The 25,506-nt window shown below is 50.6% G+C and carries 25 protein-coding genes; 12 read left to right on the top strand and 13 right to left on the bottom strand.

From position 1 onward, the window contains the following. Nucleotides 1-47: 47 nt before the first annotated feature. From yaaA to ACFVYJ_RS00165, 3 genes are all read right to left on the bottom strand, one after another. On the bottom strand, nucleotides 48-824 hold the full coding sequence (yaaA, locus tag ACFVYJ_RS00155; RefSeq protein WP_419414148.1) for a peroxide stress protein YaaA: 777 nt from the start codon (nucleotides 822-824) through the stop codon (nucleotides 48-50). Between the two features lie 94 nt (nucleotides 825-918). Beyond that, entirely contained in the window at nucleotides 919-1,152 is a 234-nt protein-coding gene (locus ACFVYJ_RS00160) for a DUF2789 domain-containing protein (RefSeq protein WP_419414149.1), read from the bottom strand. A 104-nt stretch (nucleotides 1,153-1,256) separates the two neighbouring features. Further along, nucleotides 1,257-1,553, bottom strand: coding sequence for a hypothetical protein (locus tag ACFVYJ_RS00165; protein ID WP_419414150.1), 297 nt, complete (start codon nucleotides 1,551-1,553; stop codon nucleotides 1,257-1,259). A gap of 175 nt (nucleotides 1,554-1,728) precedes the next feature. Between ACFVYJ_RS00165 and ACFVYJ_RS00170 the strand changes: the two genes are divergently transcribed. The 3 genes from ACFVYJ_RS00170 (at nucleotide 1,729) to ACFVYJ_RS00180 (ending at nucleotide 4,876) form a co-directional block, all read left to right on the top strand. After that, nucleotides 1,729-3,009 (top strand): tryptophan--tRNA ligase, encoded by a 1,281-nt coding sequence (locus tag ACFVYJ_RS00170; RefSeq protein WP_419414151.1) that lies wholly within the window; start codon nucleotides 1,729-1,731, stop codon nucleotides 3,007-3,009. 19 nt (nucleotides 3,010-3,028) lie between these two features. Beyond that, nucleotides 3,029-3,877, top strand: a complete 849-nt coding sequence (locus ACFVYJ_RS00175) for a sulfurtransferase (RefSeq protein WP_419414152.1) — start codon at nucleotides 3,029-3,031, stop codon at nucleotides 3,875-3,877. A 69-nt stretch (nucleotides 3,878-3,946) separates the two neighbouring features. Next, nucleotides 3,947-4,876: a Dyp-type peroxidase gene (locus ACFVYJ_RS00180; protein ID WP_419414153.1), complete on the top strand. Its 930-nt coding sequence runs from the start codon at nucleotides 3,947-3,949 to the stop codon at nucleotides 4,874-4,876. Here the strand turns inward: ACFVYJ_RS00180 and ACFVYJ_RS00185 are convergent. Both ACFVYJ_RS00185 and cysK read right to left on the bottom strand, forming a co-directional pair. Continuing rightward, nucleotides 4,856-5,794 (bottom strand): bile acid:sodium symporter, encoded by a 939-nt coding sequence (locus tag ACFVYJ_RS00185; protein WP_419414154.1) that lies wholly within the window; start codon nucleotides 5,792-5,794, stop codon nucleotides 4,856-4,858. The two genes, ACFVYJ_RS00180 and ACFVYJ_RS00185, sit on opposite strands and share 21 nt — an antisense overlap. A gap of 75 nt (nucleotides 5,795-5,869) precedes the next feature. Then, nucleotides 5,870-6,838 (bottom strand): cysteine synthase A, encoded by a 969-nt coding sequence (gene cysK / locus ACFVYJ_RS00190; RefSeq protein WP_419414155.1) that lies wholly within the window; start codon nucleotides 6,836-6,838, stop codon nucleotides 5,870-5,872. 184 nt (nucleotides 6,839-7,022) lie between these two features. Here cysK and ACFVYJ_RS00195 point away from each other — a divergent pair, with 184 nt between their 5' ends. Then, complete coding sequence (locus tag ACFVYJ_RS00195) at nucleotides 7,023-7,511, top strand: tetratricopeptide repeat protein (protein WP_419414156.1); 489 nt, start codon at nucleotides 7,023-7,025, stop codon at nucleotides 7,509-7,511. Here ACFVYJ_RS00195 and ACFVYJ_RS00200 read toward each other — a convergent pair. From ACFVYJ_RS00200 to ACFVYJ_RS00215, 4 genes are all read right to left on the bottom strand, one after another. Further along, entirely contained in the window at nucleotides 7,508-8,926 is a 1,419-nt protein-coding gene (locus ACFVYJ_RS00200) for a DUF4139 domain-containing protein (protein WP_419414157.1), read from the bottom strand. The two genes, ACFVYJ_RS00195 and ACFVYJ_RS00200, sit on opposite strands and share 4 nt — an antisense overlap. Further along, the gene (locus ACFVYJ_RS00205; RefSeq protein WP_419414158.1) at nucleotides 8,919-10,904 is read right to left on the bottom strand and encodes an SUMF1/EgtB/PvdO family nonheme iron enzyme; all 1,986 of its coding nucleotides are present in this window, start codon (nucleotides 10,902-10,904) and stop codon (nucleotides 8,919-8,921) included. The genes ACFVYJ_RS00200 and ACFVYJ_RS00205 overlap by 8 nt, the downstream gene beginning before the upstream one ends. Nucleotides 10,905-11,011: 107 nt before the next feature. Next, nucleotides 11,012-11,860, bottom strand: a complete 849-nt coding sequence (gene kdsA, locus ACFVYJ_RS00210) for a 3-deoxy-8-phosphooctulonate synthase (protein ID WP_419414159.1) — start codon at nucleotides 11,858-11,860, stop codon at nucleotides 11,012-11,014. A 39-nt stretch (nucleotides 11,861-11,899) separates the two neighbouring features. Then, entirely contained in the window at nucleotides 11,900-12,316 is a 417-nt protein-coding gene (locus ACFVYJ_RS00215) for a hypothetical protein (protein ID WP_419414160.1), read from the bottom strand. 182 nt (nucleotides 12,317-12,498) lie between these two features. On the opposite strand from ACFVYJ_RS00215, the gene ACFVYJ_RS00220 reads away from it, so the two are divergent. Then, nucleotides 12,499-13,020, top strand: a complete 522-nt coding sequence (locus ACFVYJ_RS00220; RefSeq protein WP_419414161.1) for a HugZ family pyridoxamine 5'-phosphate oxidase — start codon at nucleotides 12,499-12,501, stop codon at nucleotides 13,018-13,020. Nucleotides 13,021-13,028: 8 nt separating this feature from the next. On the opposite strand, the gene ACFVYJ_RS00225 is transcribed toward ACFVYJ_RS00220, so the two are convergent. After that, nucleotides 13,029-13,238: a DUF2788 domain-containing protein gene (locus ACFVYJ_RS00225; RefSeq protein WP_419414162.1), complete on the bottom strand. Its 210-nt coding sequence runs from the start codon at nucleotides 13,236-13,238 to the stop codon at nucleotides 13,029-13,031. Between the two features lie 388 nt (nucleotides 13,239-13,626). Between ACFVYJ_RS00225 and nrdA the strand changes: the two genes are divergently transcribed. The 3 genes from nrdA to yfaE all read left to right on the top strand — a co-directional run bounded on the left by nrdA (nucleotide 13,627) and on the right by yfaE (nucleotide 17,380). Further along, entirely contained in the window at nucleotides 13,627-15,891 is a 2,265-nt protein-coding gene (gene nrdA, locus ACFVYJ_RS00230) for a class 1a ribonucleoside-diphosphate reductase subunit alpha (RefSeq protein ID WP_419414163.1), read from the top strand. 78 nt (nucleotides 15,892-15,969) lie between these two features. Further along, nucleotides 15,970-17,100 (top strand): class Ia ribonucleoside-diphosphate reductase subunit beta, encoded by a 1,131-nt coding sequence (gene nrdB / locus ACFVYJ_RS00235; RefSeq protein ID WP_419414164.1) that lies wholly within the window; start codon nucleotides 15,970-15,972, stop codon nucleotides 17,098-17,100. A gap of 13 nt (nucleotides 17,101-17,113) precedes the next feature. Continuing rightward, nucleotides 17,114-17,380 (top strand): class I ribonucleotide reductase maintenance protein YfaE, encoded by a 267-nt coding sequence (gene yfaE / locus ACFVYJ_RS00240; protein WP_419414165.1) that lies wholly within the window; start codon nucleotides 17,114-17,116, stop codon nucleotides 17,378-17,380. A gap of 240 nt (nucleotides 17,381-17,620) precedes the next feature. Here the strand turns inward: yfaE and ACFVYJ_RS00245 are convergent, their stop codons facing one another. Both ACFVYJ_RS00245 and cysG read right to left on the bottom strand, forming a co-directional pair. After that, the gene (locus ACFVYJ_RS00245) at nucleotides 17,621-19,372 is read right to left on the bottom strand and encodes a diguanylate cyclase (RefSeq protein ID WP_419414166.1); all 1,752 of its coding nucleotides are present in this window, start codon (nucleotides 19,370-19,372) and stop codon (nucleotides 17,621-17,623) included. Between the two features lie 445 nt (nucleotides 19,373-19,817). Then, nucleotides 19,818-21,242 carry a siroheme synthase CysG gene (cysG, locus tag ACFVYJ_RS00250; protein ID WP_419414167.1) on the bottom strand — a complete coding sequence of 475 codons (1,425 nt, stop codon included), beginning with the start codon at nucleotides 21,240-21,242 and terminating at the stop codon, nucleotides 19,818-19,820. A 154-nt stretch (nucleotides 21,243-21,396) separates the two neighbouring features. On the opposite strand from cysG, the gene ACFVYJ_RS00255 reads away from it, so the two are divergent. After that, a complete protein-coding gene (locus ACFVYJ_RS00255; protein WP_419414168.1) occupies nucleotides 21,397-22,515 on the top strand; it encodes an enoyl-CoA hydratase/isomerase family protein in 1,119 nt (372 codons plus the stop codon). A 736-nt stretch (nucleotides 22,516-23,251) separates the two neighbouring features. On the opposite strand, the gene ACFVYJ_RS00260 is transcribed toward ACFVYJ_RS00255, so the two are convergent. Next, nucleotides 23,252-23,755 (bottom strand): DNA N-6-adenine-methyltransferase, encoded by a 504-nt coding sequence (locus tag ACFVYJ_RS00260; protein ID WP_419414169.1) that lies wholly within the window; start codon nucleotides 23,753-23,755, stop codon nucleotides 23,252-23,254. 87 nt (nucleotides 23,756-23,842) lie between these two features. Between ACFVYJ_RS00260 and ACFVYJ_RS00265 the strand changes: the two genes are divergently transcribed. The 3 genes from ACFVYJ_RS00265 to ACFVYJ_RS00275 all read left to right on the top strand — a co-directional run bounded on the left by ACFVYJ_RS00265 (nucleotide 23,843) and on the right by ACFVYJ_RS00275 (nucleotide 25,506). Next, complete coding sequence (locus ACFVYJ_RS00265; protein ID WP_463254702.1) at nucleotides 23,843-24,187, top strand: hypothetical protein; 345 nt, start codon at nucleotides 23,843-23,845, stop codon at nucleotides 24,185-24,187. A gap of 62 nt (nucleotides 24,188-24,249) precedes the next feature. After that, entirely contained in the window at nucleotides 24,250-24,912 is a 663-nt protein-coding gene (locus ACFVYJ_RS00270) for a RipA family octameric membrane protein (RefSeq protein ID WP_419414171.1), read from the top strand. A 126-nt stretch (nucleotides 24,913-25,038) separates the two neighbouring features. Continuing rightward, nucleotides 25,039-25,506 (top strand): hypothetical protein, encoded by a 468-nt coding sequence (locus ACFVYJ_RS00275; RefSeq protein ID WP_419414172.1) that lies wholly within the window; start codon nucleotides 25,039-25,041, stop codon nucleotides 25,504-25,506.

Below are 25,506 nucleotides of genomic sequence, written 5' to 3' on the forward strand. Positions count from 1 at the left end.
TCTTGAATAGATCGATAACAAGAGGTGTCCCAGGGACACCTCAATATTTATTCGGCATGGTCGCGGATAAATACCCATTCATCACCTGAGCTTTGCTCCGGTGAATAATAATAGCCCTCAAGATCAAACTGTTTGATCTGCTCAGGTTCTTCAATCCGGTTCTGCAGGATGTATCGGCTCATCAGACCCCGGGCCTTCTTGGCATAGAAACTGATCATCTTGTACTGCCCGTTTTTCCAATCCTTGAATTGCGGCGTGATAATGCGTGCCTGTATGTTTTTACTTTTTACTGCTTTGAAATACTCATTTGACGCCAGGTTAATCAGTACCGCTTCAGCGGCGTTGGCCAGCTCGTCATTTAAACGCTGACACAGGGTTTGATCCCAGAATTGGTATAGGTTGCTACCGCGTTGATTGGCCAGCTTAGTACCCATTTCCAGGCGATAGGGTTGAATCAAGTCGAGTGGTTTGAGTACCCCATACAAGCCGGAAAGGATGCGCAGATGATCCTGCGCATAGCGCAGATCGTTTTCAGTCAGGGTTTCGGCATCCAACCCGGTATAGACATCACCCTTAAATGCCAATACCGCCTGTTTGGCATTATCCGGCGCAAACGGGGTTTGCCAGGAACCATATCGCGCGACATTCAGGCTGGCCAGTTTATCGCTCAGTTTCATCAGGCTGGCAATATCCTGAACTGAAAGCTGCTGCAGAGTTTCGATCAGCTCTGCCGACTGCTCGAGATAAGCGGGCTGAGTATAGTCAGCGGTCACAGGCGGTGTTTCGAAGTCCAGTGTTTTGGCGGGAGAGATCACGATCAGCATATGGGGTCATCTGTCTGCTTGTTATTCAGACAAAGCATCATACCTGCTGTGTTGCTGACAAAAAAGCCATCGGAAGATGGCTTGTTGTCTGAAATCAGTTTCTTAACTGGGCATCCAGTTCATCGACCACTTCAGCCCAATCACTGTCATCACTAATGGCCTCACGCAGAAAAGCAGATTGGGAATCACTCCAGAATGGTGCATCAGCCAGGGTTGTATGAGGATCCAGAGAACGATGAGCTTGGATGAAACTGGTAATTTCCCCATGTTGGCTGGGCAGGCCTAACTGCTGAAACAGTGCGGAAAAAGTATGCTCTGATGTGTACATGCTGACCTCCTTGAATGCCAGTCGCAGAATATCTGCGTCGGCTGCTTAATCGTTCTAAGCATGGTTAAGTGTTGGCCAGCAAGTCAAGGCTGTCAAAAACGTGGTTATTCTGGCAATGACTTGTTAGTGCTGACGTTGCGTTTCTGGAGCAGAGTATGCGCCAGAACGCACAGGGCGGTGCCCGTACAAACTAACAGTGCCGGAATCAGTGGATTGGCAAAACCGCCACTCAATTTGATGCTGGCGGCACTGAATATAAACCCGCCAAACATGCACAGCATCGCATGTATTAATGCGGTAATGACCAATTGAATACGCCAGGTCGTGATGTTGGTCAGGTACCAGACAAAGGCACCAAGTAATGCAGCGAGGGTAATCAGAGAGGGCAGCAAATCAATCATCTTTCATCATCCAACTCGGGTAGGGTTGTTGTTATTGTCCCTGGTGGGATTGTGTTTGATTTCTACCATGACCGGCTTTAGCTGGGAAGCCCTGCACAGCAATAAAAGATTTAAGGTATCATAGCCGCGATTATTTCGGCGTGTTGCACAGTGACAGATAGAGAAGATTGATTAAATGGATAAAAAATCGGTACTGACCGGTATAACCACCACCGGCACCCCTCACATTGGTAACTACCTGGGGGCAATCAAACCGGCAATTGAGATGAGCCGTGACCCGGCACTCAATAATTTCTATTTTTTGGCGGATTACCATGCCTTGATCAAATGCCATGATCCTGAGCGTGTCGCGACTTCTACCCGTGAAATAGCGGCTACCTGGCTGGCGTTGGGGCTGGACACTGATAAGGCAACTTTTTACCGGCAGACGGATGTTCCGGAAATTACCGAGTTGACCTGGATCCTGACCTGCATGACCTCCAAGGGGCTAATGAACCGCGCCCACGCTTATAAGGCGGCCGTGGATGAAAATCGGGATGCGGGTAAAGAGGACCTGGACGATGGCGTGACCATGGGTCTGTTCAGTTACCCGATCCTGATGGCGGCGGATATTTTAATGTTCAATGCTGATCTGATTCCGGTAGGTAAAGACCAGATTCAGCACATTGAGATGGCGCGTGACGTTGCCGGTCGCTTCAATCATACCTATAAGCCTTTGTTTACCTTGCCTGAGGCAGTGGTTGATGAGCAGACCCAGCTGATTCCCGGTCTGGATGGTCGCAAGATGTCAAAAAGCTATGACAATACCATCCCGCTATTCTGTCCGGCTGATGAGTTGCTCAGCTTGATTAACAAGATTAAAACCGACTCACGTCAGCCGGGTGAAGCCAAAGACCCTGACAGCAGCACCCTGTTCCAGTTATACAACTGCTTTGCGGATGCGAGCGAAGTGGCAGCGATGCGCCAGGCTTATGCTAATGGCATCGCCTGGGGTGAGGCCAAACGGGAACTGTTTGAGTTTCTGGATGCTAAGCTGGCGGCTCCCCGGGCTGAATATAATGCCCTGATGCAAGACCTGTCTGCCGTCGATGCTATTCTGCACAAAGGAGCTGAGAAGGCTCGTGCGGTAGCTGCGCCTTTACTGGAGCAGGTACGCATTGCAGCAGGTATACGCCCACTGACGTATGTGGCACCAAAAACTGAAGCTGCAACCGATAAGAAAAAAGAAAAATCGGCAGAAGAAATTGCCCGCGCAGAAGAGGGTCGTCGTCGTGCCATTCTGATGCCGCTGCGTCCTTTGCTGCAGCAGGTTGAGGCGGCCGATGATAAGTCGGCAATGGCTCAGGCACTACTGGCAGAAAAACAGGCTCAGATTGAGGGTCTGAAGAAAAAAGCCAAGCAAAAGGCTGAAAACGAGTTGGCTTTGCTGAAGGAAGAGTGGGCCGCTTTCCTTTAATCTTGTCACGGAGGCGTATATGTTTCATACGCTGCTGGACGCTGAAACCCTGTTTCAGACACTAAAGCAAGATACGGCAGACGTGCTGCTGCTTGACTGTCGTTTTGACCTTGCAGACCCCCAGGCGGGCTTGTTCGCTTACAGCGAAGGTCACCTGCCCGGGGCGTTTTTCCTTGACCTTGAACGTCACCTCTCGGCACCGGTCACTGAATCCACCGGAAGACATCCGCTACCTGACCCCAATGCGCTTCTGGCGACACTGAATAGCTTTGGTCTAACAGCTGGTCATCAGGTTGTCGTTTATGATGACTGTGGCGGTGCCATGGCTGCCAGAGCCTGGTGGTTAATTCGCTGGCTGGGGCATGAGGCGGTGGCGCTGCTGGATGGTGGGATTCAGGCATGGCAGGCCGTAGCCGGTGAACTGTCTCGAGTAATGCCCGTGGCTGAGGCCGGGCAGGATTATCAGCCCCGACCACAACCGCAACTGGCGTTGGCGTTGGACGCATTGCTGCCGACCCTCAAAATGGCTAAAGCGGTGCTGGTGGATGCCAGGGCTGCAGCTCGGTTTCGTGGTGAAATGGAACCCATTGATCCAGTGGCAGGCCATGTGCCGGGGGCGCTTAACCGGCCACTGACTGACAACCTGGTTCAGGGGCGCTTTAAACCGGCTGAACAGCTGGCACGGGAATGGGTGGCGCTGCTTCAAGGGCTGCCCGCTGCATCCGTGGTTCATATGTGCGGTTCTGGCGTTACTGCATGTCATAATCTGCTGGCGATGGAACATGCCGGGTTATCGGGGTCACGGTTGTATCCAGGTTCCTGGAGCGAGTGGATTCTTGATCCGCAGCGGCCAGTAGCCCAAGACTGAAATTATTTTCTATACTGACCTGAAAATTTGGGTTGCGGGGTGCTGTTACCCTGAAAGAGGAAACGCAATATGAGTAGTTTTCAGACGGGTGTAATTGCTGAACCTAGCCCTGCTGCCTTGTTCATGACGTTTAATCAGAGTCATGATGCTAAGGCCATAGAAACCATTAAAGAGGTGTTGGCGGGGGTGCCTGAGCTACTGGCAGAGTTTAGAGAACGCTTCCCCGGTGCAGAGCTGCATTTGGTTGCTGCGGTTGGCAGTTGTTATTGGGACACGCTGTTTTCCCGACGCCCGGTTAGCCTGGAGCCTTTTCCTGCTTTGGAAAATGGAGCCTTGCTGGCACCCTCGACCCCGGTCGACCTCTTGTTTCATATTCGCTCACGTCAGCCCGATCTCAATTTCATGCTGGCTCATACTCTGCGCACCAGCCTGGGTAGCGCAGTTCAGCGAATTGAAGAGGTTAACTGCTTTCGTTTTATGGATGAACGTGATCTGACCGGCTTTGTTGACGGTACCGAAAATCCGCAGGGTGAAGATCGCATTGATGTGGCGCTGGTGGGCGAGGAAGATCCGGAATTTTCCGGTGGCAGTTATATCCACCTGCAGCGTTATGTACACAATTTGGCGCTGTGGCAACAGCAAGGCCTGAAAACCCAGGAAGATACCTTTGGTCGGACCCGGGATGACAATATTGAGTACGAGTCGGCGGATAAGCCATTAACGGCGCATACCAAGCGTACGTCATTGAAAGATAGTCAGGGGAGGTCTATTGAAATACTGCGCCATAGCCTGCCCTACGGTGACAGTGAACAGGGCGGATTAATGTTTGCCAGTTACTGCCGCTCGCCTGAACCGTTCACTCTGATGTTACAAAGCATGGTTGAGGGTGATGGTGAAGGGCATACAGACCATCTTCTGCGATACACCCGCGCCATGACCGGGCAGGCATTTTTTGCCCCGGCAATCTCACTGCTGAGTTCACTGGCTAATCGGAGCTAGTCGCAACCTTGGCTCTAACAGTGAGTCAGTAAACAGCATCAGGAAGTGGAACAATACGCAGGCCAGGATGGCTTCGCCGATGGGTACATTCAGATCCAATGCCGCCAGCACACTGATCGCCACCGGCAGGGTTTTCTGGGATACGGTAAACAGCATGGCAATGCGAGCCCGTGGGTCCAGTCCCAGCAGTCGACTGGCAATAAATGCCAGTAACATCAGACTGAAATGGATCAACCAGGTTGCGACGGCAATCTGCCATAACACCTTCAGTTCCAGTGCCTGAAATATTTCATGGGAACTGGACAGTGCCATCCAGACGGTGACAATAATGCAGGTTGAAGGCAGATAGCGCAGTATGGCGTGACCTGGATTGAAAGACAGTAAACGGCGCAGTGCCAGGCCTGCAAGAAAAGGCAGCAATACCAGCAGCACCAGCGATTGCAACAGCGGCAGCGGATCGATCTCCAGGCTGCCCTGGCTATCCAGTGTCAGGCCCAGCATAAATGGCAGGGTAAAGACGCCTACCAGATTTAATACCACAGTAATGATTAATGCCCAGAGCGGGTAACCATGACTTAACTGGGTCATGACAATACAGGTTGAAAGGGTGGGAGGTACCGCCGCTTTTACCAGAATGCCCAGCGCCAATCCCGCCGGTAGCGCCAGCAGTTGCGTCACACCCAAGCCGATCAGCGGTGCGATGAACAACGCAATGATGCCGGCTGCGCCGAGGGCATAAAGAAACTGTCGGTCTTTGGGCAGTTCCTTGAGGTTGGTTTGATAGCCATTGACCAAAAAGATGGTGACCACCATCCACGGGATCAGTCCCAAGTCTTTTAGCTGTCCGCCCGGTTCTGGCAGCCACCAGGCCACAATAAAACTCAAGACAAGGCCGACAGGTAAATACAGCGATTGCACAGTGGTATTCCGCAATAGGGTAAGTTTCAGAGGTGGTCATGACCACATTGCTGTAGCCATGACCGAAGGGGTGGCTTACTGGGTCAGCTCGTTTTCGGTAAAGATACCATCAAACAGCGCTGAAGACAGATAACGTTCGCCGGAATCCGGAAGTATCACGACGATATGCTTGCCTTTGTTTTCCGGTTGCTGGGCAACGCGCAATGCCGCGCAGGTGGCGGCACCGCAGGAGATGCCGGCGAGAATGCCTTCTTTCTGCATCAATAGCCGGGCAGTGGCGATAGCATCTTCATTGCTGACCTGTTCCACCTGGTCAACTATTGCCATGTCCAGGTTTTTGGGCACAAAACCGGCACCGATACCCTGAATTTTATGTGGTGCCGGGGTGGGGTCTTCGCCGCGCATTGTCTGGCCGATCACCGGCGAATCAATGGGTTCAACCGCCACTGATGTAATGGCTTTGCCCTTTTCCTGTTTAATGTAACGAGATACCCCGGTAATGGTGCCGCCAGTGCCAACACCAGCGACCAGAATATCAATGGTGCCATCCGTATCATTCCAGATTTCCGGCCCGGTGGTTTTGCTATGTATATCCGGGTTGGCCGGGTTTTCGAACTGCTGCAACATCAGATACTTGTTCGGGTCGCTATCGACAATTTCCTGTGCTTTGGCAATGGCGCCTTTCATGCCTTTGGCCGGTTCAGTCAGTACAATCTGCGCCCCCAAAGCCTTCATGAGTTTGCGGCGCTCCAGACTCATGGATGATGGCATGGTGAAAATAATCTCATAACCGCGGGACGCTGCGACAAAGGCCAGTGCAATACCGGTGTTGCCACTGGTTGGCTCAACCAATGTGATGCCCGGTTTGAGTAAACCTTTTTGTTCGGCCGACCAGATCATGCTGGCGCCGATTCGGCATTTTACTGAACCGGCGGGGTTGCGGGATTCGAGCTTGGCGTAGATGTTTGCATCCGGTGCCAGACGTTTCAGATGAACCAGGGGGGTGTTGCCTATGGTGAGGGAGTTATCGGCGTAGATCTTCATGATCGCTGTCTCTGTCTGATGTTTTCTTATGCTAATGCAGAATTAAAACCGCTTCGGGTATAACAGTATAGACAGGTAAAGCTAAAATCTCGTCCCTTGATGCGGTTTTTCCCTACCCTTTACTGTGCCCATGTTGGGTTTTTGCTAGAGTGGTTGCGAGACTCGCTGCTCTTCGGAGGAATAAATGAAATCTATGCTTAATCGCCTGCTGGCACCGCTAGTATTCTGGATTGGGCGGTCTTTGTTCCACAGTGGTTTGGGGCGGGGCTCAGAGAAGAAGCACCACCGGGTGATGAAGCTGCTGCGCTTTGCTGCCGACAGTGGCTATGGTCCAGCCCTGTCGTTGTATGGGCACTTGCTGCATTTTCGTGGTGATGGTATTCAAAACCGGGTGCAGGGTGGTATTTATCTGCAGCAGGCTGCAGAGCAGGGTGACCAAAAAGCCCAGTATCAAATGGGGCGTATCTTCGAAGCCGGTTATGAACATTATTTTCAACCGGACCCTTCTCAGGCGCTACGTTACTACCGTAAGGCGGCAGAACAGCATCATCAATTAGCGGTTAACCGCTTGATTCAGGTATTTGAGCAAGGAGAGCTGGGCGAAGCAGCAAACGCTTCTGCTGCCGAATACTGGCGCCAGCAGAAGCCTGCATTGGAGCATAGTGCGGGTTAGCGTTTTTCCATCTCGACAGAAAAATTCAGCACTGTATCGCCTTTGGCCGGTACCTCAATAATCCAGCGGGCACTGCCTCCCATCACTTTTTCATAGGCCAGATTACTTTGCAGCATCTCCCAGCTTAGGGGGAAATTGGCGGTCAATTCCAGCTTGGCAGGAGTTGCACGACTGTTGCTGATACGCAGTTCCTGAGTTACCTGAAAGCCATTAAACGTTTTACTGAACTGGGTCTGGCGGCGATGAATATTCACATCAAAGGCTTTGCCTAACACCAGCTCTACGGTTTCCTCTTTCCCTGTGTGGTTGATATTGCCGCCGCCAATAAACTGCAGTTGACCTGCACTGTCTGGGCTGAAAGTACGCAAATTACCACTTGGCAGGGGTATGCCAAGATGGCTGTTTTCATCATTGGTGAAGCGCAACCCCAAATCCGGTTTTACTCTGTGCTCATTGCGCTCCAGCGTAGGGTAAACCAGAAACTGATACTGGTAGCTGCGTTCCACCGGGACATCTTCGGCCTTTACCAGTGCGACCTGCTTTAGTTGACCATTCAGCAGATCAACTTGGCGGGGCAGTGTGTAGAGGTGGAAATCCTGTAATGTTTCCGGGGCTACCTGGCTATCAGCAGCAGCTGATAGGGCGCGCATCGCTTCGATGCCCTGACGTTTATATTGTGGATTATTGGGTTGGTTGACGGTGCCTGCGAGCAAGCTGATCTGGGCTGCTGGGAAATCAACACCGGTATTGTTCTGCAGGGTTGCCATACCATCTATGCTGATTCGGGTGCCATCCTGATTCAGCGTCAGTAGGTAGTCCATGGTCCAGTTCATGCCGCCGGTCAGGTAACTGATCTCAGCGGACTGACGCTTGTTGGTACCTTCAGTGCTGAAGCTCAGGCTGGGTTTCGTCAGCAGTTGTTCTGGCAGGGATGGGAAAATAAATCGCCACTGTTGCTGATTCAGTGGAATGGTTTCAAATCGGTTACCTTGTTTGATCAGCGCCCGGTTGCCTTCGTAACTCAGCAGGGTGACCTGGCTGATCTCTTCGTGGCCGGTAGCAAGGTTCAAACGTGCCAGTTGCAGGTCTTTACCGATGTAATGCTGTAGCAGACTGTTCTGGTTTAACAGGTTGGTGTTCAGGTTTTGCTCATAGATACGGCCAGCATTGGCAATACGCAGGCTTTCCGGCTGCAGCCGTTGACTGACATCCTCGAGAATTACCTGTTGCCCGGATGTAAGCTTGGGCAGGCTGCGGCTGTCTCGGACCAGGCCCAGGTTCTGGTTGTAAAGAGTCAGGCTTAGTTGGGTGCGGGTATCGGCAGCGACCTGAAGGTTGGTCGCAGCCGAACTGTGGGTGTTGGCCAGCAGTACGCTACCGGCGAGTACTGCTAGCAGTAGAGAGCGATTATTCATTAACACTGTCCTTTGTCGGCTGAGTCAGATCCAGAGCTATTCGGAAACCCCAGCTATTTCTTCGGCTATTGGCCGGATGCCGATACCGGCTTGACGGGCGGATCAGACGACTGATCTCAAACCAGGAGCCACCGCGCATCACCCGTTGCTGACAACCGCTGCTGAGAAAGGCCCGACCATCGGCAAGACGGGTGTCATAATGCTCCTGATAGCAGTCAGCAACCCATTCATCCACATTGCCTGTCATATCGTGCAGTCCCCAGGGATTAGCCGGGAAACTGCCGACAGGAGCCGGTTGCTTGCCATCCCACTGGCTGCCACATTCATCACAGACAGCCATGTTGTCGCGGAGTTCATTACCCCACCAGAACGTGGTCGTGGTACCGGCTCTGGCGGCGTACTCCCATTCAGCTTCACTCGGCAAACGGTAGGGCTGTCCGGTGGTGTTACTCAGCCAGCGGGTATAGGCCACGGCATCCTGCCAACTGACATTGGTGACCGGCATGTTCTCCCGGCCCCAGCCGCTGTCCTCAGGCCGTGTGCGGCCAGTGCTGGCGGCAAACAAATCGTATTCTGCAAAACTTACTTCAAAGCGTGACAGTGCAAACGGCTTAGCGATGTTAACGGTATGCAGCGGTGTTTCGTTATCATCGCCTTCGCCACTGATATCCCCCATCTGAAAGCTGCCTGCTGGCAGGATTACCATTTCAGGCCCGTAGCGTTTGCCGTTGATCTGATCGCGAAACACCTGAATAGCCGGATCTTCTGCCTGCGCTGCACGTTGTTGTGACAGGGAAGCCAGCTCTGCCTGCAGAGCAGTCAGTTGTTGCGTCTGTGTTGATAACAGGGCCTGGTTGGTGGCGGATTGCGAGGCGTACTCTTGGTTATCCTGTTGCAGTGTACGCAACTGCTCGGTCAGCACATTGATTTGTGTGAGTTGCTGCTGGTTTGACTGTTCGTTAAACCAGCCTGAACTGAACCAGCCAACCCACACCCCCAGCAAAAACAGACTGCTGGCAATGGCAATCTGTTTAACCGGTAAGTTGACCAGCTGGGTGAGTAATCCTGCAGATGGTTGAGGCTCTGGCTGAGGTGCTGCCTTGGCCGATGCGGGGGTGGCAGTTTCGCTGCGGGTGTCAGGTTCGACAAACAAACCGCGTGCCAGTGCCGAGCAACTTGGCGGCCGCTTGGCCGGATCTGCTGCTAACGCCTGTTTTAATAATTTAAATTGCTCGTCTGTAATGCCCTTCGCCTGGCGTAGGTTATCCCCATTGCGTTGCTGTAACGGGGTATCAGCTGCAAATGCGGTTTGGCCACCAAGCAGCTGATATACCAGGCAGGCATAACTGAATACATCAGCCTGCCGTGTTAGAGGGTGATGGCGTTCTGCTTCCGGTGGCTGATACGGGTCAGCATGCTGCAGATTTTGTTCTGCGGGTAGGTGGCTTAGTGATTCACTCAGTTCAAACCCCAGTAGTTTGATGCCCTGGCTGGGTTGGATAAAAATCAACTCCGGGGTCAGCAAACCATGCGGTAAGTGGAGAATCTGAAAACCACTGTCCAGCGCATGTGCTAGCTGTTTCAGTAAAATGATGAGTTGCGGTTGTGCGGGTAACTGTTTTTTGTCCAGTAGCTGTTGCAGCGTTAGTCCCTGTATTGGGGCGTAAGCCAGAAACAGGTCTTTCCCGGCTGACTGGAATGAGCCATAACCTTCCAGCAGAAATTTGCTCTGCAGTTGTTTACTCAGGGTGGCATGGCGTTTCAGTGCTTCGGTCAGTAAGGGTTTTTCTGGGCGACTGCAATGGGGAAACAGCAGTGTGGCTTTGGGCGTGTCTTTTACCAGGCAGTCTTCAGCCAGCCAAAGGGATGCAAAGGGCAGGTTTCCCAGCGGCTGCAGTAGTTTGAAACGACGATGCTCAGGGCCAATTAGCTGGCCCGGTTGCAGGTCAATGGCAGTGGAGTCCGATCCGTTTGTCACACACAATATCCTGAGGTTGCAGTTCCGGCAGCAATCTAACTATCGGCTTAGTTTGCGCATGCTGGAGTCTCTGTGCAACCACAGGTGAGTGAAAGCTGTGACAGTGTTTAAGCTGAGGTGTCCAGAGGTGGGAAGGATTTCACCAGCTCGTCGACTGCTTTCATTTGTGCCAGATAAGGTTCTAGTTTGGCCAGCGGCAGTGCGCAGGGACCATCACACTTCGCTTGTTCTGGCATTGGGTGGGCTTCCAGGAACAGGCCTGCGATGCCTTGGGATAAACCCGCGCGGGATAGTTGTGCGACCAGTGCTCTGCGGCCATCGGCTGAATCGGCACGACCGCCGGGCATCTGCAGTGCATGGGTGGCATCAAACATAACCGGGAAACCGAACTCTTTCATAACGGAAAAGCCCAGCATGTCTACCACCAGGTTGTTATAGCCGAAGCTGGAGCCGCGTTCGCACAGAATCAGTTGATCATTTCCTGCTTCCTGGCATTTGTGCAGGATATGTTGCATTTCATGGGGTGCCAGGAACTGAGCTTTTTTGATGTTGATTACGGCGCCAGTCGCTGCCATGGCGGCGACCAAATCGGTTTGCCGAGATAAAAATGCGGGCAACTGGATAATGTCGCACACTTCAGCGGTGGGGGCTGCTTGATAGGGTTCATGAACGTCGGTGATCAGTGGCACCTGAAAGGTCTGCTTGATCTCTTGCAGAATCTTGAGGCCTTCGTCCAGACCCGGACCACGGAAGGAGTTAAGCGAAGAGCGATTGGCTTTATCAAACGATGCTTTGAATACGTATGGAATATCCAGACGCTGGGTTACTTCAACATAATGCTCAGCAATTTTCATGGCTAGATCGCGTGATTCCAGCACATTCATGCCGCCAAACAGCACCATGGGTTTATCGTTGGCAATCTCAATGCCTGCGACAGTAACGGTTTTTTGTTGCATCGGAAGCGGACTCTCTGTTGTCAGTTCAGAAGGCCGATATTATACGTTATCGACAGGGAAAAGGGCGGCATATTTGGCGACCCATTCCAGTGCGGCTTCCTGCTCGCTCAGATCACGTCCTTCCTGCAGCAGCACCGCTTTACGATACCGATGGATATAGCACAGCTGCTCCAGCATTCGTATGCGCATGACGTTATCCGGCTGCTGAAAGGCAACGGTCACCTGATAGCCCTCTTCGCCTGGTTGGCAGGCGGCAATCTGGCCCTGTACCTCAAAGTCAGATTCGATCTGAGGAATGCTGATCCCGACAGAACTGCCGATGGAGAGTTCGGATGCGCTGTGACAAAGCAGTTTGAGTTGTTGGTGACTGATTTCAGGGGTAAGAAGGGAAGGCATCGGATGTAATTCGATGGGGATTTCGTCCGGGTGAAGGATATAGACCTGTAAACTGCCCATGACGGATGTCCTGTGTCTGACTGACTTAACAATGTTAGCGGCTGACGCTTCATTGTCTTTACACTGTCAACTTAACTGTAGCTGATAAAATTACTCTCTGTAGTGTTATACGCTATTAGACTGTGGTTGTATCACTTAGCAATCAGGTGTGACCGGGCGCAATATGAGGAGCATGAAAACTCATGGCAGATGATGCTGAATCATTGATGCAGCTTGCTGAAGCTTGCAATAGCCTGCAACAGGCCAGTCGTACCTTGTTGATCTCTACGCTGGGTGAACAGCAGCAGCCAGAAATCAGTTACGCGCCTTTCTGGCGGGATGAAACGGGTCAGTTCTGGATCTTCATCAGTGAGCTGGCCGGGCATTGCCGTAATCTGCTGCGCCATCCTGCAGCGTCGGTGATGTTTATTCGTGATGAAGCGGATTCGAGCAATCTGTTTGCCCGTGAGCGGTTGACCTACCCGTGCCGCGTTACCGAATATGGTCGGGATTCAGATCAGTTTGCTGCGGTGCTGCCGCAGATGGAACAGTGCTTGGGAAAAATGATCAGCATGTTACAAGGCTTGTCAGATTTCAGGCTGTTTTGTTTACAGCCGATGCAGGGGACTTATGTGGTGGGTTTTGGTCGGGCTTATGAAGTAGACCCAAAGACCGGGTTGCTAAGTCATATTGATGAGGCGAGACTTAAGCAGCGGGGGCAATAGAATGACGGCTAAATGCCACCACCGCCGACCATTTCAACGACAACGGTTTTGATCAGGAAAGCGACGAGACCAAGGCCCAGAGCAAAGAACAGAATGAAGGTACCAAAACGGCCTGCATTGGATTTTTTTGCCAAGTCGTAAATGATGAAAAAAATGAAAGTGGCAAAAATTAATAAGCCAACATTCAGAGCAATTGCTTCCATCTCGGCCAAACGCATTGGCTTTTCTCCACGCTAAAAAAGTGGCGCAAATTTTACCTGATCTTTGTAGTCAGAGACAGACCCATGAAGCACGCTTAATCCTGTGCTTTTGTCACGGAAAAAATTTTTTTTCTGATGCTTTGCGATAGTGAATTACTGAAATCGCTGAAACCCGCATGAACTCTGAGATAGCACCAATTTGTATAGTTTGCTGTCGTAAAACGGTGCAAAAATCAAGAGTTGCAATCAGGGGCCGTATAACTATATTTTGTGTCCTAAAGGGGTGCGGATACTACATGTTGTGTATTCGTGGCCTGGAGTAGAGCTGCTGTACTCACGTTTTTGCTTGTTCTTTAGGCAAGGGCGGGGCAGCACTGAATAATAAAATCTTGGGCTGGGAAGACTGATGCAACAAGAACTGATGGTTACCAAGCGTGACGGACGGCAGGAAAAGCTGGACCTGGAAAAGATTCACAAAGTCGTTATCTGGGCAGCCGAAGGACTCGATGCGGTATCACCATCAGAAGTAGAGTTAAAAGCCCATCTGCAGTTTTTTGAAGGTATGCGTACCTTCGACATTCATGAAACCCTGATCAAATCCTCTGCGGATCTGATTTCGGAGCAGGCGCCTGATTACCAATACCTCTCTGCCCGACTGGCTATCTTCCATCTGCGCAAACGTGCTTTTGGCCGGTTTGAACCGCCGCACCTGTTTGAGCATGTCTCCACCCAAGTCGAAGCAGGGCGTTATGACCGTCACTTGCTGGAAGATTACAGTGAGTCTGACTGGGACACCCTGAACGGTTACCTTGATCACAAACGTGACATGAACTTTTCCTACGCTGCGGTAAAGCAGCTGGAAGGTAAGTATCTGGTACAGAACCGTGTCACCGGAGATGTGTTCGAAAGCCCCCAGATTCTATATATGCTGGTTGCAGCCTGTCTGTTTGCTGACTACCCGCAGGAAACGCGTCTGGATTATGTGAAACGTTTCTATGATGCGACCTCGCTGTTCAAACTGTCACTGCCTACGCCTATTATGGCCGGTGTACGTACTCCGACGCGTCAGTTCAGCTCATGTGTGTTGATTGAGTGTGGCGATAGTCTGGACTCAATCAATGCCACTGCGGCGTCTATCGTCAAATATGTGTCCCAGCGTGCAGGTATTGGCATTAACGCTGGCCGTATTCGTGCATTGGGTAGCCCGATCCGTCACGGTGAGGCCTTCCACACAGGTTGTATTCCGTTTTATAAACACTTCCAGACAGCCGTGAAATCTTGCTCCCAGGGTGGGGTACGGGGTGGTGCCGCAACGCTGTTCTATCCAATCTGGCATCTGGAAGTTGAATCTCTGCTGGTGCTGAAGAATAACCGTGGGGTGGAAGAAAACCGTGTTCGCCACCTGGATTACGGTGTGCAGATCAACAAGCTGATGTATACCCGCCTTATTAAGGGTGAAAACATCACGCTGTTTAGCCCGCATGAAGTCCCAGGGTTGTATGAAGCCTTCTTCGCCGATCAGGATGAGTTTGAACGCCTGTATGTTAAATACGAGCAGGACCCATCCATTCGTAAGCAGTCCATCAAGGCGGTGGAGCTGTTCGGTATCCTGGCGGCTGAGCGTGCTCAGACCGGTCGTATTTACATCCAGAACGTCGATCACTGTAATACCCATAGCCCGTTCAACCCAGAATATGCGCCGGTTAAGCAGTCCAACCTGTGTCTGGAAATTGCACTGCCGACTAAACCGCTTAAAGATGTTAATGATCCGGATGGCGAGATCGCACTCTGCACCCTCAGTGCGTTTAACCTGGGGGCAATTGCAGATCTGGACGAGCTGGATAATTTGTCTGACCTGATTGTGCGTGCTTTGGATAGCCTGTTGGATTATCAGGATTACCCGATTCCGGCGGCGCAAACGTCCACCATGAACCGTCGTCCATTGGGTGTGGGTGTGACCAACTTCGCCTACTACTTGGCGAAAAATGGCGTTAAGTACAGCGATGGCTCTGCGAATGGTCTGGTGCACCGTACCTTTGAAGCGATTCAGTATTACTTGCTGAAAGCCTCCAATGAGCTGGCGAAAGAGCGCGGTTCTTGTCCTAAGTTCAATGAAACCACCTACGCCAAAGGCTTGTTGCCGATCGATACCTATAAGCGTGAAGTGGATGATTTCTGTGAAGAACCACTGCACTACTTCTGGGAAACCTTGCGTGAAGACATTCGTGAGTTTGGTCTGCGAAACAGTACCCTGACCGCGCTGATGCCTTGTGAAACCTCGTCTCAAATCACCAATTCCACGAACGGTATTGAGCCGCCACGCGGATTTGTCTCGGTCAAAGCGAGTAAAGATGGTGTGATGAAGCAGGTGGTGCCGGAATACTCTGAACTGAAAAATCAGTATGAGTTGCTCTGGAGCATCCCTAACAATGTTGGCTATCTGCAGCTGGTGGGTATCATGCAGAAATTTGTCGACCAGTCGATCTCAGCCAACACCAACTACGATCCGGCCAAGTTCCCGAATGACAAAGTGCCTATGAAGCAACTGTTGCAGGACTTGCTAACCGCCTACAAGTACGGTGTCAAAACTCTGTATTACCACAACACTCGTGATGGAGCCTCTGATCAGGCCGAAGATGAAGGTTGTGAAGGCGGCGCCTGCAAACTGTAAGGCGCAACAGCGATGACTCTGCCGCAGGTAGGGTCAGTTTTCCGGTTTTTAGTCAGTTTTTCAGGATAAGTAGCCCGCATGAGTTACAGCACGTTTAGTCACAGTGACCACGATGCCACTAAAGAGCCTATGTTTTTTGGCCGCAGTGTTAACGTCGCCCGTTATGACCGGCAGAAGTACCCGATTTTTGAAAAGTTGATTGAGAAGCAGCTGTCTTTTTTCTGGCGGCCGGAAGAGGTTGATCTGTCGACTGACCGCAAAGACTTTCTCAAAATGCCAGAGCATGAGAAGCATATCTTTCTCAGCAACCTGAAGTATCAGACGCTACTGGATTCGGTTCAGGGTCGCTCGCCGAATATTGCATTTCTGCCGGTGGTTTCACTGCCAGAGTTAGAGACCTGGTTTGAAACCTGGGCGTTTAGCGAGACGATTCATAGCCGCTCTTACACCCATATTATCCGTAATATCATCACTGAACCGTCAGAAGTCTTTGACCAGATCGTTACCAATCCAGAGATTATCCGGCGTGCGGATTCGGTGACCCGTTTGTATGACGAGTTTATCGAATTATCCAGTATCTACCAGATCCATGGTGAGGGGCTGCATACGATTCATGGGAAACCCCATGACACCAGCCTGCGTAATCTGAAACGTAAGCTTTATCTGACACTCGTTTCCATCAACGTGCTCGAAGCGATCCGTTTCTATGTCAGTTTTGCTTGCTCGTTTGCGTTTGCTGAGCGGGCAATCATGGAGGGCAATGCCAAGATCATCAAGCTGATCGCTCGGGATGAAGCGTTACACCTGACGGGCACCCAGCACATGCTGAATATCATGGCGTCCGGTAATGATGATCCAGAATTTAAAGAGATCGCTAAAGAGTGCCAGGAAGAGGTGTACCGCATCTTCAGCGAAGCGGCAGAGCAGGAAAAAGATTGGGCGCAGTACTTGTTTCGTGACGGCTCAATGATCGGTCTTAACGCCCAGATTTTGTCGGATTATGTTGAGTACATCACCAATGTGCGTATCAAAGCGTTGGGCTTGCAGGAAGTATTCCCTGCCCGTCAAAACCCACTACCGTGGATGAACGCATGGCTGATCAGCGATAACGTACAAGTCGCGCCACAGGAAGCGGAAATCAGCTCCTATCTCGTGGGCCAGATTGACAATGAAGTAGCAGACAGTGACTTCGACGGTTTCGATCTTTAAGGAGTTAACAAGGATGTCCGGTGTACCGCGCATCAAGGTGAATCATCACCTTACCTTCTTCTATCAATATGAATCCACTTTGTTGGATGCGCTGGAGTCTCAGGATATTCCAGCGCCATACAATTGCCGCGGGGGGTACTGTGGCTGTTGCAAGGTGCGTTTGCTGGAGGGAGAGGTGGAGTATGTGCAGGACAGTTTATTGGACTTGCAGGGTGACGAGATTCTCACCTGTTGTTGTATTCCCAAAAGTCATATTGAATTGGAGCTGCCGGAGGATTAGGCCGCTCGCTTCAATCATTCCTAGTTATCTTATCCACAGCCTGTAACCGACCTATTTGCGGCGTTGTTTGCTGGTGTTTAACAGTATTTTTCATGGATACTTTTCGCTTATCGCATTGTTTTTTATATTTTTTTGTCTTTGTTTTAGCGAAAGCGTTGTTGGGTAAGCAAGAAATTTATTTTGCAGTGCAAAAATCTTGTGCACTGGGTTATCCAGAGGCTGTTGTGTGGTACCTGGGTGTTATGAGGCGGGGCAGCTTTCTGTTTGCGGACGATAAACCACGACCCGGTTGCGGCCCTGATCCTTGGCTTGATAAAGCGCTTTGTCGGCCCGGTTAATCGCTTGCTGCAGGTTGTGCTCTCCCGGTTCCCAGCAGGCAACACCGAAGCTTGCGGTGATCCGGACCGTGCCGGTTTCTGCTTCCAGCTCAAGTGTTTCTAAAGCTTTTCTCAGGCGTTCAGCGAGAACGACAGCTTCCTCTTCACTGGTTTCAGGCAGTAACACTAAAAACTCTTCACCACCGTGGCGGGAATGACTGTCAATGGAGCGTAAACAGGTGTTGATCAGCTCTGCGGTGCAGATCAGTACCTTGTCACCATACAGGTGGCCATAGGTGTCATTGATGCGTTTGAAGTGATCGAGATCCAGCAGGATGACAGCCAGGCTACGTTGATAGCGAAAAGCACGGCTTACTTCTTTTTCCGCCTGGTCGGAAAATGCCCGGCGGTTCAGAATGCCGGTGAGTGGGTCGGTAGTGGCCATCTCAATCAGTTTGCTCTCGGCTTTACGGCGGGCATCGACCTCTTCGCGTAAATCCTGCGTGCGTTCAGCAACGCGTTTTTCCAAGTGTTGCTGGGCTTCTCTAAGCTGCTGTTCACGACTGGAAAGGCGGCGACTCATTTTGTTGATATGGTCAGCGATTAAGCCCAGTTCGTCATGCCGTGTAATGGGAATGGTGTCGGTAAAATCGGCTTCTGCATTATGTTCCAGCGCGACGACAATGCGCTGAATACGATGCATGATCCAGCGGTCAAACAAGTGTGAAATCAGAATGTAGGCCAGGCCGAGCACCGCAAGTATCGCCAGTGTGCTGACGCTGAGCATCTTTTGCATTAGCAGCGTAAGCGGTGATAGGTCAAACTCGGTTCGAATCACCAGATACTCAGCGCTGTGTAAACGGGAACGATTCAGGTCGGCTCGGCTAAGGAAGTAAAGCGTATTGCCAACTTGCTGCCTGATAACCTCGTATTCTGGAATTTCAGGCAGGTCAATCAGGTTGATTGGCTGAGTGTCCTGCAGGAAAGGGAACGCCGAGTAGTTATTGACCAGATAGATATCTACGTGCTCTAGCAGTGGGCTGGTAGAGGTAATTTCAGTGAAGAAGTCACCAAAGATAAAGTTCATATACCGGGTCGAGCGATTACGGCTGAGAAACTTTTTCACATCGTAGGATACTTCAAAGATGTAGTCAGAACCCTCTGGGCTGAAGTAGGCATAGATAGTGATCAGGCCAGTTTGGCTGGATACGTTGATACGATCCACTTCCAATCGGCCGGTGCCAAAGAAGTCCAGCAGATACTGATGAAAGCCTTCATTTATGGTGCCTAGCTCAAAGCCCAAGTCTGGCAGGAAATTGGTCGCTACTACTGAAGTGTTTTTATCAATAACGTAAATGCCATCAACCTGATGTTGTTCGGCCAGGTCTTGCAGTTTGTCCGGTGTCCATTGCATCGCGCTGAAGGGTTGTTGGGTCAGCGTCTCCGTGATAATGGGCAGTACCGAGCGGGCATGGGATTGTATCTGACGCTCGTCGTAGGCAAGCAGTTCGTCAAATACCTTGAAGCGCTCGCCGACATGCTGATGCACCTCTTCGACCTGCTGTTTCAGCTGGTTATCCATCTCACCGCTGCCCATATAATACAGCGCAAGGCTGAGCACTGAGCCAGTGCCCAGGACAGCAAGGGTGATCAGAATACGGATAAGTCTTTTCACGGGCTCAGGGTCGTCATCGAAGTTAACAACCAACTATAACGTAAAATGTTTAAGAAAGCGTTATAGCCATTTTACTTATATGGTTTTTATTGTACGTATCATGTGTGCCTTTTGATGGGGCAAAAAAGGGCTCGTGGCTTCAAAAATGGGCAAGGAAAAATAAGATGCGCACAGTTTTTATTGTAGATAGTCTTTGACTTCAAGAATTTTTCTTATTTTTGTTTTTTCTGTATTGATATTTATAAGTATTTGAAAAATATGGATTTAATTCGAGTGTGTGCAATTTCGACAATTTGTGACGAAGTACCGTTTGATGGGGCTTACAGCCATCTACCCCAATAATATCCACTGTTTTATCCACAGGTATTGGGGACAACTTCGGTCGACCATATCAGGCTGCTGTTTTTGTTGCATTGCGGTGATCTGGTCGACTGAAAAATTATGGTTAGTGGCCTGCTTTTACCGGTGTCAGGTTTTGTGCCAATACCTCTTCACCAAACCAGCTCAGGTTGTCATGCAGGGCAACCACTTCGCCGATGATGATCAGCGCTGGCGCGGGCAGTTGTGCCTCTGCCTGAAGTGCCGGCAGGGTTTCCAGAGTGGCGGTGAGGACTTTCTGATCCAATGCAGTACCGCGGGAAACGATGGCGGCAGGAGTACTACCCGGTTTGCCATGCTTAATCATCTCCTCACAGAGGTGCGGCAAACTGTGCAGTCCCATATAGAACACCAATGTCTGATTAGGGTGTACCAATTCGTTAAAGTTGAGATCGGAGCTGCGGTTTTTCAGCTGACCGGTAATAAATTTAACTGATTGAGCATAGTTACGGTGGGTCAGAGGAATCCCGGCGTAGGTTGAGCAGGCACTGGCTGCGGTGATACCCGGCACGACCTGAAACGGAATGTTGTGTTGCTTGAGGCTTTCCAGTTCCTCGCCGCCGCGACCAAAGATAAAGGGATCGCCGCCTTTCAGTCGTACAACCCGCTTACCCTCCAGCGCATGCTGCACCAGCAGGGCATTAATACCCTCTTGCGGTACGGCATGGTTATCACGCTTTTTGCCGACAAATACCAGGTCGGCATCCCGGCGGCACAGGTCCAATACGGCATCTGACACCAACGCATCGTAGAGCACGATGTCGGCTTGCTGCATCAGTCGCAGAGCTTTAAATGTCAGAAGCTCTGGATCACCCGGACCGCCACCGATCAGGTAGACTTCGCCTATCTGGTGTTCGGGGTTTTCGTGCTTCAGCTTGTCTTCGATCAGCGCAATCGCTTCCTGATCCCGACCGGCAAATACCTTCTCTGCGACCTGTCCCTGTAACACTGATTCCCAGAACATACGGCGCTGATTAAGGCTGCTAAAACGGGCTTTTACCTGATTACGGAATTGCTGCGCGATTTCTGCCAGTCGGCTGTAAGAGCGTGGAATCCAGGTTTCCAGCCGGGCACGAAGTAAACGTGCCAGTACCGGCGCACTGCCGCCGGATGAGATGCCAATAACAATCGGTGAGCGGTCAACAATCGCCGGGAAGACAAAGGTACACAGTCGAGGGTTGTCCACCACATTCACCGGGATGCCATGTTCAACCGCATCATAATGTACCCGTTCATTAAGCTGGTCGTCATCTGTCGCCGCGATCACCAGAATTTTATCTTCCAGCAATCCGCTATGGTATTCCCCGATAATGCTCTGGCCTGCGGATTCGTCCAGTAGGTTTTGCAACTCATCGCACACCTGATGAGAGACCACACTGATCCGGGCACCGGCGCGGCACAGCAGGCGGGCTTTGCGCAGAGCAACTGCACCACCGCCAACCAGTAAAACAGGCTGTTCGGTCAGTTTGAAAAATAGAGGTAAATAATCCACGAGGAAGTACTCCGGGCGCAAAAAAAACGTATGCTGCTAGTTTAACAGCAGGCTGGATGCATACCCAGAAAGTAGGGCGGATTTGTTCGCCAAACTGCCCCTAAAATAGTGAATTGAAAATTTTGCTTTCCGTTTAACAGCCAAGGAGCCAGGTGTGACCGAAACCAGCGCCCAGACCGTCCCTGTACTTTTTAATGAGCTGCCATTACGCCAGGGCGGCATCGCACTTCAGGTGGTGTTAAATGCGCCGCGCACGCTTAACGCGCTCAGTTTAGCGATGATTCAGCGTATTCAGCCGCGCCTGGATGCCGCCAGAAACGATCCGCAGGTCAAAGTGGTGCTGTTGCAGGGGAGTGGGGAAAAGGCGTTTTGTGCCGGTGGGGATGTGGTTGAACTCTGTCATGCGATCCGGCGCGGCGACCAGCAGCTACCGGAAACCTATTTCAGCGCGGAGTACCGCCTGGACTACACCCTGCATACGTTCCCTAAACCTGTCATCTGCTGGGGCAGTGGCATTGTCATGGGTGGCGGCATGGGATTGATGAATGGCAGCAGCCATCGTGTAGTCACCGAACGATCTATGTTAGCCATGCCAGAAGTCACCATAGGCCTATATCCGGATGTGGGTGGTAGCTGGTTTCTCAATCATATGCCGGGGCAGGTAGGCTTGTTTCTGGCATTAACCGGCAGTCGGCTGAATGCCGCTGATGCCCTGTTGCTGGGGCTGGCTGACCATTATATGGACAGTGCCCACCTGGATAACCTGATTCATCATCTGCAACAGGCCGACTGGGATCAGCACAGCAATCATGCGGTCGTCAGCCAGGTGTTGGCCCATGTAGCGCGGATGCCTTATCCGGACCTGCCGTTGACCTCCAATGTATTACAGCATTTTGGCCTGATACAACAACTGATGCACGACTTAGATCCCTGTGTATTGCGAGAAAAACTTGAGGACCTGGCGAGTGACGATGCCTGGCTGCAGCGGGCGTTGCAAACGATACAGCATGGCAGTCCGCTGGCTATGCGGCTGATTCAACAACAGTTGGCACGCTGCCGTCATCTGTCACTAAAATCAGTGTTTCAGGCTGAACTGGCGTTGTCAGTACAGATCTGTCGGCAGGGTGATTTTGCTGAAGGGGTCAGGGCCCTGTTAGTGGATAAGGATAATAAGCCGCAATGGCGGTTTGGCTCATTGACTGAGGTGCCAGTGGCGTTTGTGGAGGCGTTTTTTGCGTCGCCCTGGGAGGTGAATCCCTTGGCTGATCTTTGACCTTGCTGACGTAGCGCAGTTTTGGACTCGCGTTGCCGGATGTTATTCTCACTTTGTTCACGCCTCACGGCGTGTTAAGGGGATTGGCGGCAAGCCCCTTAACAATCCCCAGTCGCCCTGCTGCTGGATTGGCTACGCCAACGTCCCTGCGGGCTTCAGTAACAAGCGCGGGCGAAAAATTCGGCCTGCGGCCTCAAACAGTTCTGTCTTGAATCGCTTGTCACTTCCAGGCCTCGGCTGCGCAGAAGGGGAATAAGGGTGCCAGCTTTGGATTTGGCTGCATATATGCAGCATTTCTATAATTAGATTCGACTCTGCTCAAGTTTAACTTACCTGAGTCCGGTCGAATATGAAGCATGGCAGCGTGACCAGTGAAGGTGTCGGCTTACGGGTAAAACTAAATGGGTTGCTGACAGGTGCCCACATCCTGTGTATAAAATGACACTAAAAACTGTATATATATACAGTATATCTGGATAAGTCCAATTTATGCGCGCATTTCAATGCCTCCCATGGCGCGTTTCTATCCTTGCGTTTTTTATAAATTGATTAGATATTAGGCACTTAGGGATTTGACTGTGCGAGCTTATGCGCACAGTCGCTCATCAAAACGCGCATGCTCGTTTTTAGCGGAAGAAAATGACGGTGTTGTCTAAAAGCTATTTAAATTCAGATTGTTACAGTTGTTTGTGTTTTTTTCGATGGCAGCAAAACGCGCTGGCTCGTTATTAAAATGTTATGAGCTCACCCGGATATACATTCCGCGATCGCTCATTCGTTCCAGTGCTGATGCGCACTCGTCGCCCCATGCAAACATCACGGTACCGGCACCGCTTCTGCTCTTTTTGTGCTGGTTCTCTCGCCCCGGCACGAAGTCGATCCGGCCCTGAACAAACAGCATCGCCGTCGCGGATCTCATGGCTGCCTGGCACCAACTGGCATCTGTCCGGCTGAATACCAGCGCCACCCCATTGCCGTGGGCAATCATGCGGTTCATCCATTGCGGGGTCTCTTTACCATATGGAGGATTGAGCCACACCCGGCCGTACCATGGCTTGCTCAGCCCGTCATCGAATACGGTGTACTTGGTCGCGGCCGGTACCGCCGTAACCATGTCGTGAGGGCTGGACGGGTCCAGATCGAACTGCAGGCCGAGCTCGTCGAACACCCACGCCGGGGTGTACCACTCAACGCTTTTAATCGGCGATCGCTCGATTTCAGTTCCAAATAATCCGCTCATAACAACTCGCTAGTTCTGACCTCAATACGCTGCGCTCCTTTCGGCAGCACAGCTCCAGGGTTATACACCAAAGGAATACCTGCAGAAATGGAATTTTTGAGAACTACTTTCACTTACATACTTTTTTTAGCTATAGCATGTGGTTTTCTGTCAATGGCTGTATGTATGTTTCATATTCTCAAGGGACAAACCATTGTCAGGAATGCCGCCAATAAGAGATTTCATAAAAAGTATGGCGCTTCGCTACCTCTTCTTATTCTGCTAACTAGGCAGGAAATTGACCTTCATCTTGAGAAAGGGAGTCTTGAATATCAGATAGCAACCAAACAGGCTACTTCATATGAATTATTCATTAAGTCTTGGGTGTTTGCTGCTATTTGTATGGTTACATTAATTGCATCAAGCTATGCATTTCAGTGGCTTGATGTATAACAAGAAAAGGCATCCGACGCATTCTGCGCGGCTGCTTTGGGCGTTAGCCATCAGGAAGAATGATGCCAGAATCTAAATATACGCAAGAGCAATACAAAGAAGATTTTCTTTCTGACGAAAAAAAGAGAGAAAAGGCGCTCGAGCGTGCATTAGATACGCGTAAGTTTGAAGTAGAACTCTATTGGAAAAGAGCTGCATATTTTTGGACTTTTATCGGTGCCGTATTGGCTGGTTTTATTGCTGTACAAGCATCTTCAATCACCAATAAGACAGATCTTTCAGTAGTGTTGTCATGTGTTGGCTTTGTCTTTTCCGTAGCATGGTTCTGTGTTAATCGTGGGAGCAAGCATTGGCAAGAAAACTGGGAGAAGCACGTAGATATGTTAGAGAATGAAACCTCTGGGCCACTCTACAAGGTCGTATTAACTAGAGGAAAACCAAGTGGAGTGTGTGAACATGCACGGCACTTACTAACTGGTCCATCGCCCCTGTCAGTATCAAAAATAAACCAATTAATTAGTCTATACATTGCGCTGCTATGGGCGGTGCTGGTGTGGTACTCACTTCCTGACCTGAATAGCAATTCAGGTATGAATCTATTTTACTGTTCGGTAATATTCTTAAGTATTTTCGCTTGCATATCTTTTTTCTGGCTTGGTCGTACATTTCAGGGCGGGTTTTGGCATAGGGCAAGCATAAGGTCAACAGAAATAAACAATGGCTAACAAAGTAATCCACTCCGAACCCAAAAACTACGCATTTTTAGTTTCCATTCCGCTCGCGCTGCTTTATAACCTAAAAATGCTCCGCTTTCGGGTCGGGTGATTACGGCGTTAAGCTAAAGGTGAGCTATGGATAGCAACGATGACTACCTTTATGACCCTCGAGGCGAGGGGGTGATAGAAAACTTCTGCTACTTTATTACCATTACGGTTTCGTCGTGGTTTGCTTCAATGTTTATTGTATATAAACTACTAAGCGGTATTCCTGTGGCCTTGCTTTTACCACTGCCTCTTTTCGCAATTTATTACTCAATTTGCTGGAAAAATAAAAGATATTTGATGCCTAGAATTCCGCTCGGTTATAAAAGCGGAATGCTTAGTGTGGGGAAATTTTTCATTTACATTAGTAGTTCTATCTATTTTTTATCTTTTGCATGGCTGCTATATATAGTGTTATTCGGTACGGCAGGAAGTATATCAGGCGTTCCTTTTGGTATCGGTTTATTTACTGCTTTTTTCCCAAGCTTGGTAGGCATTACCCTAATTGAGAGTGTCAGAAGAAAAGCGAAGAGGGCATTCAGTGAAGAATCAGCTTAA

The sequence above is a fragment of the Pontibacter sp. JAM-7 genome (genome assembly GCF_048548695.2).
Taxonomy (GTDB): Bacteria; Pseudomonadota; Gammaproteobacteria; order Pseudomonadales; family Balneatricaceae; genus Neptuniibacter.